Raw genomic sequence first — 14,069 nt, 5'->3', positions numbered from 1 at the left:
GAAATATCATGAAAAAACTAAATATAATCATAGCGGGATTCTTTCTGTCGATCATAACGCTCTCTTGCAGCAAATCTTGGTTAGACCCGGAGCCGCTTTCGTTTTTTACGCCCGAGAATGTTTATAAGGATCCGCAGGGGCTTGCCTCGCTGGCGGTAACCTTGAAAACCGATCTAAAGCAAGAGACCCACAACATGAATAAGGGCCTACATAACTTAATCATGGAGTTTGCTGCTTCAGATCTAGGTTCTCCTTGGTCGCAATTGGATTTTTATAAGTTGACGCCAAATAATGATGTGTATTACAACTTCTTGAAAATGTTCAACTTAATGTTTGCCAATGTCAAGAATTGTAATGTGTTGATCTCAAGAGTTCAATCTGTTGAGTTTAAGACCGAAGAAGAGAAAAATGCGATGCTTGCGCAAGGATTATTTTACCGCTCATATTGGTATTACCGCTTAGTACATAGCTATGGCGATGTGCCGTTTATTAGCGATGAAATCGAAGGCGCGAAATTGGATTTTCAATCACATAGCCGCACAGCAATTTTAAAGAAAATTCAATCCGATTTAGAGTTTGCCGCACAATGGCTTCCTGTTTCTGCCGCAGCTGGCGAATTGACCAAAGGAGCTGCCAATCACCTATTGACCAAAGTATATCTAGCAAATTTAGATTTCGACAAAGCCATCGCGACTGCAAGTGCGGTCATCAATGGTCCGTATGCTTTAATGACGGAGCGTTTCGGTAAGGACGCAGCAAATAACTATAGAAACTTGATGTGGGATTTGCATAGGCCGGAAAACGTTTCATTAGCAAACAACAAGGAAACAATTTTAGCGACGATAGATCGCTTTGAGGCGCCTGCTGATGCTCGCTCTGCCGGTTTATTTACCATGCGCTACTACGGATGTTCATGGTTTCAGGCACCTGTGCGCGATAGCGAGGGTAAGGCAGGTATGGTGGCTTCGGGACCGATGTATGATTCATTGGGAAGAGGGAATGCGAATGTGCGCTTGACCGGATTTTACCAATATGATGTTTGGTCTTATAAGGGGGCGACGTATAAGAATACGACCGATTTACGAAGAGCAGATGCTAACTGGGTAGATAAGCACGAGTATAAATACAACAATCCGAATTCGAAAGATTTTGGAAAGCCAGTAAACCCAGCATATTTCGCCGATCCATTGGATACGTTCCGTAGCATATATGCGATTCCGCATTATAAACTATATGTTCCGGAGCAGAACAAAACAGCGATTCCGCAAGGCGGAAATGGCGACTTCTACGTATTTAGATTGGCGGAAACCTACCTATTGCGTGCTGAAGCCTATTTTTGGAAGGGACAGTTGGATTTGGCAGCTGCGGATATCAACAAAGTTAGAACACGTGCCAAAGCATTGCCGATGACTGCTGCAGAAGTGACAATAGACTTTATTATGGATGAACGAGCAAGGGAGTTGTTTACCGAGGAGCCAAGACATTCAGAGATGGTCAGAATTTCGTTCATCTTAGCGGCGAAGAACCTGCAGGGCTATTCCTTAGCAAATTTTTCGGAGAAGAATTACTACTTCGACCGCGTGAAGCGCAAGAACCCAACTTACGACCAGAAGATCTCGATGTTAGGAAACGTGGCAAATATTGCGCCTTTCCATGTACTTTGGCCAATTCCTTCAACCGTAATTACTGCCAATACTAAAGGCGTAATCAACCAGAACAAGGGCTATGATGGAGCAGAAAGGAATGTGCCACCAATTGAAACAATTCCTTAATTGAACAGCCATGAAAATAATCAGTGCAATTTTATTAGGTCTGCATCTAGCCGCTTCGCCAATCAATGAAGCTTTGAAAATAGAACGTGCTTTTGAAGCAACGCAATCCAAAGGACAGTGGGAAACACTATTCGATGGGAAAGATGCTTCAAAACATTGGACCAGCGCAAAAGGGGGAGGCTTTCCGACACAAGGTTGGAAAGTGGAGGATGGGGTTTTAAAGCTCGTGCCTGGTGAAAAAGGAGGCGACATTATCAGCAAAAAAGTGTACAGCGATTTCATTCTAGAAATTGAGTTCAAACTGGATAAGAATACCAATTCCGGAGTGAAATACCTGGTTAGTCCGCTGCAAACCAAAGCTGGAAAGGTCGAGCTAAACGGCCCGGAATATCAGATGATCGATGATTTTAACCATGAGTCGGTAAAAGGCGGGATCAGCCCGAAAACAGAAACAGGATCTGCCTATTTGCTGTATGCCCCTGATAAGAATAAAGTACTTAAGCCGCACGGACAGTGGAATAAAGCGCGTATCGTGGTCAAAGGAAATTTGGTAGAACATTGGCTGAATGGGAAAAAGATCTTAAGCTATGAACGCGGGACGGATGAGTTTCGTGCCTTAGTGGCAGGAACGAAGTTCGAAATGTATAGCTCGCGCTATGGAGAGGCTGTTGCTGGACATATCATGTTGACGGATCATCAGGATGCTTCTAGTTTTAGGAATATTCGGATTAAAAGAATTTAAATTATGAAAGACAATCATATTTCCAGAAGGAAGTTTATTGAAAATAGCAGCATAGCCATCTCAAGCTTAGCCGTGTTGCCGGGTAATCTCGCTGTATTCGGTTTGTCGGGATCGGCCAAGAAGTTACGAGTGGGAGTGATCGGCGTGGGGAGTCGTGGGCGAGGCTTGCTAAGTTTACTCAGAGATATTCAGAACGTGGAGGTCGCAGCAATCTGTGACCTGCGCGAAGACAATACCCTAGCGGCAAAGAAAATGATACCTCCCTCGGTAAAGGTCTATAAGGACTATAAAGAGCTGGTAACAGATAAAAAAGTCGATGCGGTTATTATTGCCACCCCTTTATACCTGCATTATCCAATGGCCGTGAATGCTTTGCAAAATAAAAAGCATGTTTACCTGGAGAAGGCAATCTCTTATGATATACCGCAGGCAATCGACTTGGTGAAGCAAGTTGAACGATCGGGGATGGTCTTTCAGGTGGGGCATCAATACCGTTATTACGGCTTATACAAACGCATCAAAGAGATTATCGACAAAGGATGGCTGGGAAAGGTGCTGCATTACGAATGTCAGTATCATCGCAATTCAAACTGGCGTTTTCCAGTTCCTGCGGGCATGGACGAGCGCTTCGTCAATTGGCGAATGTACAAGGCCTCTAGCGGCGGACTGATGACCGAATTATGTGGACATCCGATTGACGTTGTAAACTGGATGGTTGGTGCGGCACCACTGCGTGTAACTGGTATTGGTGGAGTGGATTACTGGAAAGATGGGCGCGAGAACTATGACAATGTGCGTGTGGTTTATGAATATCCAAATGGCATAAAGTCTAGTGTTTCGTCCATTTTGTCCAATGCGTATAAGGGCTACGGCATCCGTATTCTCGGCGATAAGGGATCTATCATTGTCACGCAAGACCAGGCACGCCTATTCTCGGAAAACGTAAAGAAAGAAATCGGGACAGTAGACGGCGTAACAGGTGCCACGAAGGCTGTGCACTATGGCGAGGGCGAACTTATAGACTTCTCGGATTTAGATCCATTGAAAAAGGACCCGACCTATTATGCGTTAGTTGATTTTCTCGAGTGTATCCGTACGGGAAAGAAACCTGCTGCGGATGTATATACGGGCCGAGATGTCGCTATTGCAAGCCATATGGCCAATATTGCGATGGAAACGCATCAAGAGCAAGTGTGGAAGCCGGAATATAGTGCTTAGTTTATCACGTAATCAACATAACTACCTATGACATGATGCTGTTCAAGAAGCAGGATCAAGCCTTGATCAAGCCTTGTTTAACCCTATCAAACCCGATTCAGAGCGCTTATGATTGGGCTTAGCATTGGGTTTGAAAGGGCTTTACAAGGGTTATGAGTTGACCTAGTCTTGACAAGTGTAGGAACAAGCGTTGAACTGTGGCGATTCCTTTTAGTGCAGCTTCATACTCATTTTTTTGAAAATAATTACCGATAACGGTGCCGTAGATTAGAACGGAAGAGACTTGGATATCATCTACAATTCCCGTTTCTTTAGTTAAATATCCTACTAACCAAAACTTAATTTTATGTCAACAGATAGAAGATCATTTCTTAAGTTATCTGGACTTGCCGGTCTAGGTATTCTTTCCAACAAAGTATCTGCGAGTCCCTTGGAGGAGCAGAGCAACTATCATCAAATTCTTAGAGAATCGCAGCAGAGCTATAAACCTATATTCAACATGTCGGGCTATGCCGCACCCGCTTTATCCACGGTACGCACTGGGTTTGTTGGCGTAGGAAATCGTGGTTCGGCAGCGGTCTACCGTTTGAGTATGATTGAAGGAGTATCGATTAAAGGTATTTGCGATATCCGCGATGAAAAAGCGCAGGCGGCAAAAAAGCGCATTGTGACAACCGGCCATGAAGCGAAAATATATAGTGGTAAAGCGGAATCCTGGAAGGAGATGTGCCGTCGCGACGATATTGATTTTGTTTATATCGCTACCAACTGGGCCTTGCATGCGGAGATGGCAATTTATGCAATGGAACAGGGCAAACACGTTGCTGTTGAGATTCCTGCAGCGGTGACGATCGAGGAATGCTGGCAATTGGTGATGACATCAGAGCGCACCAAGAAGCATTGTGTCATCCTAGAAAACTGTTGCTATGATTTCTTCGAGATGCTAACGCTGAATTTGGCAAGGCAAGGCTTTTTCGGTGATATTGTTCATTGCGAAGGAGCCTATATTCACGATATTCTCGAGAGTCTTTTTAAAGACGAGGCGCGCTATGATAAATGGCGCTTGATGGAAAATGCAAAGCGAAACGGGAATCTATATCCTACCCATGGTTTAGGCCCGATTGCTCAGGTTCTGAAGATCAACCGTGGGAACAAGATGGAGTTTATGACTTCGATGGCTTCGAAGGATTTCTCGCTGCGCCCGAAGACGGAAGAGTTGGCTAAGACGAATAAGGAGTTTGAGAAATATCTTAAATATCCGTTTCGTGGCAATATGAATACCTCGACCATTAAGAACCATGACGGCAGTACCATTATGCTACAACATGATGTCAGTACGCCTAGACCTTATTCTCGCATACATTTGATTTCCGGAACGAAGGCATTTGCGCAGAAATATCCACTTCCAGCAAAATTGGCTATTGGGCATGAGAAATTCCTCGACGAGGATGAGTTCAAAAAGATTGAAGCGGAGAACACGCCAAAGATTATCAGTCAGATTGGAGAGATGGCGAAAGAAGTAGGGGGCCATGGAGGTATGGACTTTATCATGGACTGGCGCCTGATCGACTGCCTGCGTAATGGCTTGCCTGTCGATATGGATGTGTATGATGCCGCGTCCTGGTCGTCAATTGGACCGTTGAGTGAATGGTCGGTTGCGAACGGATCAAAACCTATTGCTATTCCGGACTTTACGATGGGACGATGGAAAGCTAATAAAGTCCACAATATCCATTTGGAAACTGGTGGCAATACCAAAGTATTAAAATCGAATAAATAACTTAAAGCTTATAGAATATGAATGTAGAAATTTTCCCGGATCGGGAATCTTTAGGGGCTCATGCTGGAGCAAAGGGAGCGGAACTAATTAAAGAAGTTATCCGTGCTAAGGGCGAAGCTAATATTATTTTGGCTACAGGACAAAGTCAATTTGAGACATTAGAGACTTTGATAAAGGATAAAGATATAGATTGGTCTAAGGTCCGCATGTTTCACTTGGATGAATATATCGGTATGCCTATTACGCATAAGGCGAGCTTTAGAAAATATTTGAATGAGCGTTTTGTAGATCAGGTCGGCACATTGAAAGAGGTGGTGCTGATCAATGGCGAGGGAAATGCGCAGGAAGAATGTAAGCGTTTAGGGGATATCATCAGAAATTACCCGATTGATGTTGCATTTGTGGGCATTGGAGAGAATGGACACTTGGCATTTAATGATCCACCGGCAGATTTTGATGTAGAAGACCCTTATCTCGTAGTCGATTTGGACGCGCTATGCAGACAGCAGCAGATGGGCGAGGGTTGGTTCAACAGCATCGACGAGGTGCCATTGCAGGCGATATCGATGTCTATTAAGCAAATCATGAAGTCGAAGAAGATCATATGTGCGGTACCCGATGAACGAAAGGCGCTTGCCGTAAAGAACTGTTTAACGAACGAGGTTTCTAATCTGTATCCGGCAAGTATTTTACAAAATCATCCTGCCTGCTATTGTTATTTAGACGAAGGATCAGCTTCTTTGCTATAAACTTTAAACCTTTAACCTAACTTATGAACGCACAAGTTTTAGATAGACGCACTACCTTAATTTCCATTGGCATCATTGGGACGATGTTCTTTGTCTTCGGATTTGTATCCTGGGTCAATGCCATCTTAATTCCATATTTTAAGATTGCCTGTGAGCTGACGAATTTTCAATCTTATTTAGTTGCCTTTGCTTTCTACATTTCCTATTTAGTCATGTCTATGCCGTCGTCTTATCTACTCAAGCGCGTTGGTTATAAGAGGGGGATTACGATTGGGTTCTGGATCATGGCTGTAGGGGCCTTATTGTTCGTGCCGGCGGCTTATGGTAGGACTTATGTTATATTTTTGCTGGGCTTGTTTACCCTTGGCTCTGGGCTTGCGGTTTTGCAGACTGTTGCGAACTTATACATTACGATGATCGGTGAGAAGGAACGTGCAGCACAACGAATTAGTATAATGGGAATATGCAACAAAGGGGCCGGTATTTTGGCCCCACTTGCATTCTCTTGGGCTATTCTACGTCCCACAGATAACGAGCTGTTTAAACAGATTCCGTTGATGGATGAAGTGACGAGAGCACAAACACTCGATGAGCTGATTTTACGCGTCGTAGTGCCTTACATTGTCGTTGCTGCGGTGCTATTTCTCATCGGACTCTTTGTTAAGTTTTCGCCATTGCCGGAAATCGAGAATCGGGAAGAAGACAAGGACGCCGAGTCGAAGTCTGGTGTTTTTCAATTTCCGAATTTGGTATTAGGCGCGGTTGCCATCTTCCTTCATGTGGGAACACAAGTGATAGCGATCGATACCATTATTAATTATGCTGGGGCGATGGGGCTTTCGTTATTAGAAGCAAAAGCGCTTCCGTCTTATGTATTGACAGCAACGATTATCGGCTATCTGATGGGTATCACGTTGATTCCTGCGCTGATATCGCAAAAGCGCATGCTACAGATTTGCTCTATCGTTGGCTTGATCTTATCCTTATTAGTTTGCTTGGTAAGCTATCAGGTGCATTGGTTCGGACATCATCTGGATGTGTCGATTTGGTTCTTGGCGATGATCGGTGTTCCGAATGCCTTAATATGGGCCGGTATCTGGCCTCTGGCACTGGATGGTCTCGGTAAATATGCGAAGCAGGGGTCGGCACTCTTGATTATGGGACTATGTGGGAATGCGATATTGCCGATGATTTACGGGTTAGTAGCAGATTCTCATGATGTGAAAACGGCTTATTGGGTATTAGTTCCATGTTTTTCGTATATTGTGTTCTATGCCTTTATCGGGCACCGATTTAAATCTTGGAAATAATCAACCTAACAATGATCAGTATAATTAATGCAAAAATTATCACCCCTTTTCGAATAATTGAGAATGGTTATGTGAGTATTGAAAATGGCCGGATTGTGGCTGTTGAGGAATCAACAGATTGGCCAAAGGCGAGTAGCACCCATGAAATTGTCGATGCGCAGGGGCTTTACCTTTCGCCCGGTTTTATCGATATTCATATACACGGTGGTGGCGGTTCGGACTTTATGGATAACGACGTTGATGCCTATCTTAATATTGCAGAAACGCATGCGCGTTTCGGCACGACGGCGATGTTGCCTACGACCTTAACCAGTGAACAAGATCTACTTTTGGAGACGTTTGAGGTATATGCAAAATCGTTGGACAAGAATGAAAAAGGAGCGAGGTTCTATGGGTTGCACTTGGAGGGGCCTTATTTTGCGATGGAGCAACGCGGTGCTCAAGATCCTCGATATATACGGGACCCAAAGCCTGAGGAATATGAACCCATCTTATCAAAATACAAGCATCTGATTGCGCGATGGAGTGCAGCACCGGAATTGCCGGGGGCATTGACCTTTGGGAAGCGGGTCTGCGAAGAGGGTATTTTATTAGCTTTAGCACATACAGATGCGGTGTACGATGAGGTGGTGAAAGGAGTGGAGGCTGGTTATAAATTAGCAACACATCTGTACTCAGGCATGTCGGGGATGACTCGACGGAATGCATACCGATATGCTGGTGCGATTGAATCCTGCTTATTGATTGATGATATCGATGTAGAGATTATTGCGGATGGAACGCATTTACCGGAGCCATTCTTGAAGCTGATTACCAAAGTGAAGGCAAAGAATCAAATTATTCTGATTACAGATGCGATGCGTGCAGCGGGAACTGATGTGACAGAAAGTATTTTGGGCAGTAAAGAAAATGGCCTTGCCGTTGTGGTGGAAGATGGGGTTGCTAAACTTCCGGATCGTAAGTCCTTTGCGGGAAGCGTGGCAACGGCGGATCGATTGATTCGTACGATGACAAAGATGGCAGGTGTGGAGCTTAAAGATGCGGTGCATATGCTTACAGTTAACCCTGCAAGGATATTAGGTTTGCAGCATCAGATTGGAACCATCAGCAAAGGCTTGCAAGCCGACCTAATTTTATTTGATGAAAATATTCAGGTTCAAAAGACCATGATAGCAGGTCGCTTTGTTTATGAGAAGTAATAGACTTGGGTTTATTGATTAATTAACATATAGTTGGTAGCCACTTCGTTTGCGAAGTGGCTATTGTTTTAGCTAGAGTCTCGTTCAATTAAACGGCAAGGGATAAGTACCGAACGGGGTTCGAAGTCTTTATTTTTGATATGCTTAATCAGGAGTTCGCAGCTCTGTTCTCCAATTTGGAAAGCCGGTTCTTCGACCGTCGTCAAATTTGGTTCGATGACGGTGCACATAGGGTCGTTGGTAAATCCAACCACGCCAATTTCCTTTCCAACGAGCTTTTTAGCGTCTTTGAGCGCTTGAATTGCGCCGATGGCCTTCCGGTCATTGACTGCGAATATCGCGTCTGGAAGTTCCTCTAAAGCCAGCAATTGCTGGACATCGGCATATCCATGCTGCGATGAGAACCCTGAATGGATTATGTATTCTTCATGCACCGGCATTTGGGCTTGTTTCAATGCGCTTAGGAAACCTCTTAATCTTTCCTGTGTGAACTTGAGGCTTTCGGGTCCTGCTAAGTGTGCTATTCGCTTATATCCTTTTCGAATCAGATGGCTTGTCGCCAATAACGCCCCTTCATAATCGCTTTGCATCACTTTGGAAGCATTGATTTCATTAGGGACACGATCAAAGAATACTAAAGGAAGCCCTCCATCGATTAATGTTTCGAAGTGTTCAATACTGCTGGAGTTTGATGATAAGGAGATCAGAAGCCCGTCGAGGCTTGCAAGATCCAGGTTTTCGATGAGTTGTTTTTCGCGTTCTTCCTCGTCGTTGGTAACAAACAGAATGATGTTGTATCCGAGTTGAAAAGCGGCTTCCTGTATCCCGGAGATTACCGTGCTGAAATAGTAATTGGTAATAAACGGGATAATAACGCCGATGTTTTTGGTGCTTCCGGACGCTAAGGCTGCGGCATTTTTATTGGGTTTGAAATTGAGTTCTTTAGCCAGTTTGAGCACTTTTTCTTTGGTTTCCGGGTTGATATCATGCGCATCGCGCAAGGCCCTGGATACGGTAGAAACAGAGATGCCCAACATTTCGGCAATATTCTTGATTCCAAATCCTTTCTTGATCATAAATAGTTTCTAGGTTTTGCTGTAAGATAGCTAACCTAAGGGAAGATTACAAGAGCTTGCTGATAGGAGAGAATAGTTATGCTGACGATTTTAGAACAAGATAACCAACTTCCTTATTTATCGAGCGATGAAATATACCCCGGAGATGATCAATGCAATACCTATAACTTTTGAAACAGTGATCGGTTCCTGAAGAAAGAAATATCCTAGAATCAGCGAAGCAATGTAACCTAAACTGACAAGGGGGTATGCCCGACTTAGCTCGAGTTTGGAGAGTACATCTAGCCAAAATACCAAGCTTAAGCCATAACAGAGCAAGCCGCCCCATAAGAAAGGAGTGGCGCTTAACTCTTTAAACTTGTCGATTGCTTGTGTAGCCGTGCATAATAATGCCGCTTTCTTGAGGAGGAGCTGAGCTACCGCACCAAGAGAGATGCTAAGGATCAGACTGATTAAATAGCTTTTCATTTGAAATAGTTATAGTGTCCTTTATCTGCGTAATTTAACATCGCCTTATCTCCGCTACTATCACCAAAGGCTGTGATTTGGTAGGAAGGACGGTCGATTTCTAATGTTTTTATCCGTACAACTTTCTCGTCGCCATGACAATTATTGGAGGAGAAGTTTCCGGTTAGTTTTCCATCTTTATCGATTTCAATCTCCGTAGCTAGTACAGTTTCAATATTTAGTCGCTCTGCGAAACATTTCACCCAATTATGAATGCTTGCTGATACAATGGCTTTCTGTGCCTCAGAATTTTCAATATATGTCAATGCTGATGGGCGCATGATTTCCGCAAATCGCTTATCACAGTAAGATTGGCATATTTTGTTGAACCTATGGATATCCATTCCTTTGAAAAAGTGTTTGAATATCTTTTCCTTTGTTTTCGAATTGGAATAAAGCTTCAGTTTCATTAAGAGCAGATGGGGTAGATACATTCCAAAGCCTAGCAATAACTTTGAGGCTCCAAATTGGAACTTGATCAGATCAACGAAAGTATCCTTGTTGGTTAATGTCCCGTCAAAGTCGAATAACTCAAGAAGCTTTTTATCCATTTAAATAGATGATTAGGTAGAAAGATAGTATCCAAAGTACAAGGCTAGCTTGTATAAATCTATCTTTTATCAGAATTTCGGTTGGACTTCCTGTTTTTTCATCCACAAGCGCCAGCTGAAGATACCGCACAATTCCTCCCAGCACAAATATAGTGGTTAAATAGATATGTGGAGAGTTGAAGCGCGCAATTACTTCCGGAGAAACAGTGTACATAATATAGCAGACTATGGTGATCCCTCCGAGTAAGCATAAAACTTGGTTGATAAATTCTAGGTTATAACGATTTGTGTTTTTTCGAAGTATTGTGCCATTGTTCTTCTGCAAGACTAGATCATCACGACGTTTCGCAAACCCGATAAAGAGCGTTAGTAAGTAAGTCATGATGATAATCCAGTGGGTTAATTCAACGTCCGCTGCAAAGCCTCCAATGATTAGTCGGAGCACAAAGCCCGTGGCAATCGTCATGACGTCGATAATTGCTATTTTCTTTAGGTAGAAACAGTAGAACAGATTTAAAACCACATAACAAGCAAGGATGAACATTTGTTGCATCTTGTTGGTCGTGGAGAAGAGATATACGATTAGAAATGACAGACTCACTAATACAACGCATATGACAATTGCAGTAGGAATTGAAATGGCTCCTGACGCTATCGGGCGTTTTGATTTTTTAGGGTGTATACGGTCTTCCTCAACATCTAAAACATCATTGATACAGTATATGGCACTCGCGGCAAAGCTGAAAGCAACAAACGCCAAAAGACAGTTTATTAATGATGCCTGATTACCGAGTTGGCCTGCGAAGAAAATCGGCAAGAAGACAAAAAGGTTTTTTGTCCACTGTTTAGGTCTTATTAATGCAATAAGATTTCCCATAATCTATTTGCTTTTTGATAGAATTTTCCAAAGATTGACCCAGTGAAGGCGCTATCTAACTCAATACCTGCTGGAGAATAAGTTAGAAAAAGGAAAATAATAATTATAAAAAAGAATTTGTGGAATATCCACTTATGTCGCGGATGGTAAAGAATTGATGAAACAGATCGAGCTATTGGCTTCATCGTATTTAATATACCGCCATCGCTAGAAAATATTCCCGCATATCTATCATATACAAATATCGCCGTGAAATTGAGGTAAGCGAATAGTCTTAAATAATCACATGATAATACGCTGAAGAGTGGTGTCATCGCTACAAAAACAGTAAGCCATATCGTTAAGAATATGTTGAAATTATCTAATTGCGACAAATCTTTGAACTTAAACTTACAGTTTGCAAATACATAGATTACAACGAAGAAAATCAATATAAAGAAGAATGCTGCAGGGATGCCGAAGTTATCTGTCTTAAAGAAGTTTAGATCTAAGTGAAATTTAATGGTATCGATGGTTTTCCATCCTAAGGCTTTAATTGATAGCATTTTATCTATGGATACCTGATTACCATATTGTGATTCGAGGTAAGGACGCCAAGAATTAAAAATGCGTTCCGCAACGACTTCATTACCCTTGTTTAGAAAGTTTGCCAAGATTGCAATGAAAAGGGGGAGGAGCATTGCTGATTTTTTAACCCAATTAATTGCAATTCCTGCGGTTGCTGAGAAATAAAATAATGCTAATTGGATCAAAACGCCGTAAAACAGAAATGCTTCATGTAGAAATACACCAAGAATTAGAAGCATTTCCCAATAAATAAAGCTGATGATTTTTTTGCTTTTTTGGAAGTTAAAGAGGTGTTTTAAGGAGTAATAAACAATCAATAATAAGAGAGGGTCTTTACGAAAGCCTGAGAAATGAGGGTGATAGTAGAATATCGTTACTCCAACCAAAGGCAGAACGGCATAATAGAGTGGAATGCCAACTCGAGCTAATGTTTTTATAAAAATCCAGCTTAACCAAAGCATTGATATCAAGGATATTGATATTATAATAATCTCGGGTTTGATATTGAATAATGAGTATAATTGGAATAGTATCTCACCGGCAAAGCCTCGTCGCACAAAACCTCCCTGATAGTTAACCAACCATTCTGAGAGCGCGTCCGAGCCCCAAAGAGGATTTCTTAGCTCGGTTGCAAGAGCCAGTAAGCTAAAGATAAAGTATAAGAAAAAGACTGCGTATAGGAGTGTTGTTCCGAAACCTTTTGTAAAATTCATTAACGATTAATCTCGTGGTATTGCGATGACAAAGATAGTGGCTTTAATTTATATGGATGCTTATCAGTAAAAAGTTTGTAGATGAAAGTTGATAGTCTTGGTTTATGTACAAAAGTTATGGAGGGGCTAAAATAAAAAAGCTCATCATTTGATGAGCTTTTTTCCAAGTACCTAGGGCGGGAATCGAACCCGCACTCCCTTAACGGGAACAGGATTTTAAGTCCTGCGTGTCTACCAGTTCCACCACCTAGGCAACTGAGCGAAAGACGAGATTCGAACTCGCGACCCCAACCTTGGCAAGGTTGTGCTCTACCAACTGAGCTACTTTCGCTTGACGTGGTGCAAATATAGAGAGAAAAATCAATTCCTAAAATTATTTTTTAAAAAAGTCCACAGACAGACATCAACTGGCTGGAACTCAAGTAATATTTTTTGAATAAAAATCATCCGATAGGATCAAATCAAAATGATTTCGGTAAAGAGCATAGATTCCAATTCGGAAATGTTATTCCTTAATTTTAGAAAATATCAAATCGTTTTCATATCCTTTCGATTGCAGATACCTGATCAGCTTCGCCTTTTCTTTTAAATTCAAGGAAGCGACATCCACATTAACTTTTTTTGAAATTAGTTCGGATAACTTAGCTTCATAATCATCCAGATCGATTTCCCTAAGTGCAATCTGGATTAGCGGCTTTGAAACCCGTTTTGCTTTTAAATGCTGAACAATCTTTATTTTTCCCCAACCTTTCATTCGGAATTTTCCTAATACAAAAGCCTTAGCGAAACGCTCTTCGTTCAGGAAATTGTCGGAGATTAAGTCTGAAATTATTTGCTCGACATCATTACTGTGGAGCCCCCAGCTATAAAGTTTGTCTCGAACTTCTTGTTGTGCTCGTTCCTGATACGCGCAATAGCTTTCAGCTTTTCTCTTTGCCTGAAGTGGAGTTAGAACCTTTGTTTTTCCCGTTTGATCTTCCATATCACAAATGTTCAAAAAATGATGAA

At 42.3% G+C, this 14,069-nt stretch carries 13 protein-coding genes and 2 tRNA genes; 7 read left to right on the top strand and 8 right to left on the bottom strand.

Annotation, left to right across the window (positions count from 1 at the left end; translation table 11 throughout):
- Positions 1-8 precede the first annotated feature (8 nt).
- The 7 genes from QYC40_RS07970 to nagA all read left to right on the top strand — a co-directional run bounded on the left by QYC40_RS07970 (position 9) and on the right by nagA (position 8,770).
- A complete protein-coding gene (locus QYC40_RS07970; protein WP_301993420.1) occupies positions 9-1,772 on the top strand; it encodes a RagB/SusD family nutrient uptake outer membrane protein in 1,764 nt (587 codons plus the stop codon).
- Between the two features lie 10 nt (positions 1,773-1,782).
- Complete coding sequence (locus tag QYC40_RS07965) at positions 1,783-2,514, top strand: DUF1080 domain-containing protein (protein ID WP_301993419.1); 732 nt, start codon at positions 1,783-1,785, stop codon at positions 2,512-2,514.
- A gap of 3 nt (positions 2,515-2,517) precedes the next feature.
- Entirely contained in the window at positions 2,518-3,732 is a 1,215-nt protein-coding gene (locus QYC40_RS07960) for a Gfo/Idh/MocA family protein (protein ID WP_301993418.1), read from the top strand.
- Between the two features lie 346 nt (positions 3,733-4,078).
- Entirely contained in the window at positions 4,079-5,512 is a 1,434-nt protein-coding gene (locus tag QYC40_RS07955) for a Gfo/Idh/MocA family protein (protein ID WP_301993417.1), read from the top strand.
- A gap of 17 nt (positions 5,513-5,529) precedes the next feature.
- The gene (locus QYC40_RS07950) at positions 5,530-6,261 is read left to right on the top strand and encodes a 6-phosphogluconolactonase (protein WP_301993416.1); all 732 of its coding nucleotides are present in this window, start codon (positions 5,530-5,532) and stop codon (positions 6,259-6,261) included.
- Positions 6,262-6,284: 23 nt separating this feature from the next.
- Positions 6,285-7,571, top strand: coding sequence for a sugar MFS transporter (locus tag QYC40_RS07945; RefSeq protein WP_301993415.1), 1,287 nt, complete (start codon positions 6,285-6,287; stop codon positions 7,569-7,571).
- Between the two features lie 11 nt (positions 7,572-7,582).
- The gene (nagA, locus tag QYC40_RS07940; RefSeq protein WP_301993414.1) at positions 7,583-8,770 is read left to right on the top strand and encodes an N-acetylglucosamine-6-phosphate deacetylase; all 1,188 of its coding nucleotides are present in this window, start codon (positions 7,583-7,585) and stop codon (positions 8,768-8,770) included.
- A 68-nt stretch (positions 8,771-8,838) separates the two neighbouring features.
- Here the strand turns inward: nagA and QYC40_RS07935 are convergent, their stop codons facing one another.
- From QYC40_RS07935 to QYC40_RS07900, 8 genes are all read right to left on the bottom strand, one after another.
- Positions 8,839-9,846, bottom strand: a complete 1,008-nt coding sequence (locus QYC40_RS07935) for a LacI family DNA-binding transcriptional regulator (RefSeq protein ID WP_301993413.1) — start codon at positions 9,844-9,846, stop codon at positions 8,839-8,841.
- A gap of 117 nt (positions 9,847-9,963) precedes the next feature.
- Positions 9,964-10,314 (bottom strand): EamA family transporter, encoded by a 351-nt coding sequence (locus QYC40_RS07930; RefSeq protein WP_301993412.1) that lies wholly within the window; start codon positions 10,312-10,314, stop codon positions 9,964-9,966.
- Entirely contained in the window at positions 10,311-10,904 is a 594-nt protein-coding gene (locus QYC40_RS07925; protein ID WP_301993411.1) for an HAD-IB family hydrolase, read from the bottom strand. The genes QYC40_RS07930 and QYC40_RS07925 overlap by 4 nt, the downstream gene beginning before the upstream one ends.
- Positions 10,897-11,781: a decaprenyl-phosphate phosphoribosyltransferase gene (locus QYC40_RS07920; protein ID WP_301993410.1), complete on the bottom strand. Its 885-nt coding sequence runs from the start codon at positions 11,779-11,781 to the stop codon at positions 10,897-10,899. The genes QYC40_RS07925 and QYC40_RS07920 overlap by 8 nt, the downstream gene beginning before the upstream one ends.
- The gene (locus QYC40_RS07915) at positions 11,760-13,061 is read right to left on the bottom strand and encodes a hypothetical protein (protein ID WP_301993409.1); all 1,302 of its coding nucleotides are present in this window, start codon (positions 13,059-13,061) and stop codon (positions 11,760-11,762) included. Before QYC40_RS07915 ends, QYC40_RS07920 begins: the two co-directional genes overlap by 22 nt.
- 168 nt (positions 13,062-13,229) lie before the next feature.
- Positions 13,230-13,314 (bottom strand) — tRNA-Leu (locus QYC40_RS07910).
- Positions 13,315-13,319: 5 nt separating this feature from the next.
- Positions 13,320-13,392, bottom strand: a tRNA-Gly gene (locus tag QYC40_RS07905).
- 174 nt (positions 13,393-13,566) lie between these two features.
- Positions 13,567-14,043 (bottom strand): regulatory protein RecX, encoded by a 477-nt coding sequence (locus tag QYC40_RS07900; protein WP_301993408.1) that lies wholly within the window; start codon positions 14,041-14,043, stop codon positions 13,567-13,569.
- Positions 14,044-14,069: the final 26 nt, after the last annotated feature.

The sequence above is a fragment of the Sphingobacterium sp. BN32 genome (assembly GCF_030503615.1).
In the GTDB taxonomy this organism is placed as follows: domain Bacteria; phylum Bacteroidota; class Bacteroidia; order Sphingobacteriales; family Sphingobacteriaceae; genus Sphingobacterium.
The sequence above is the reverse complement of the archived record's forward strand: the minus strand, read 5'-3'. Positions and strand labels throughout refer to the sequence as shown.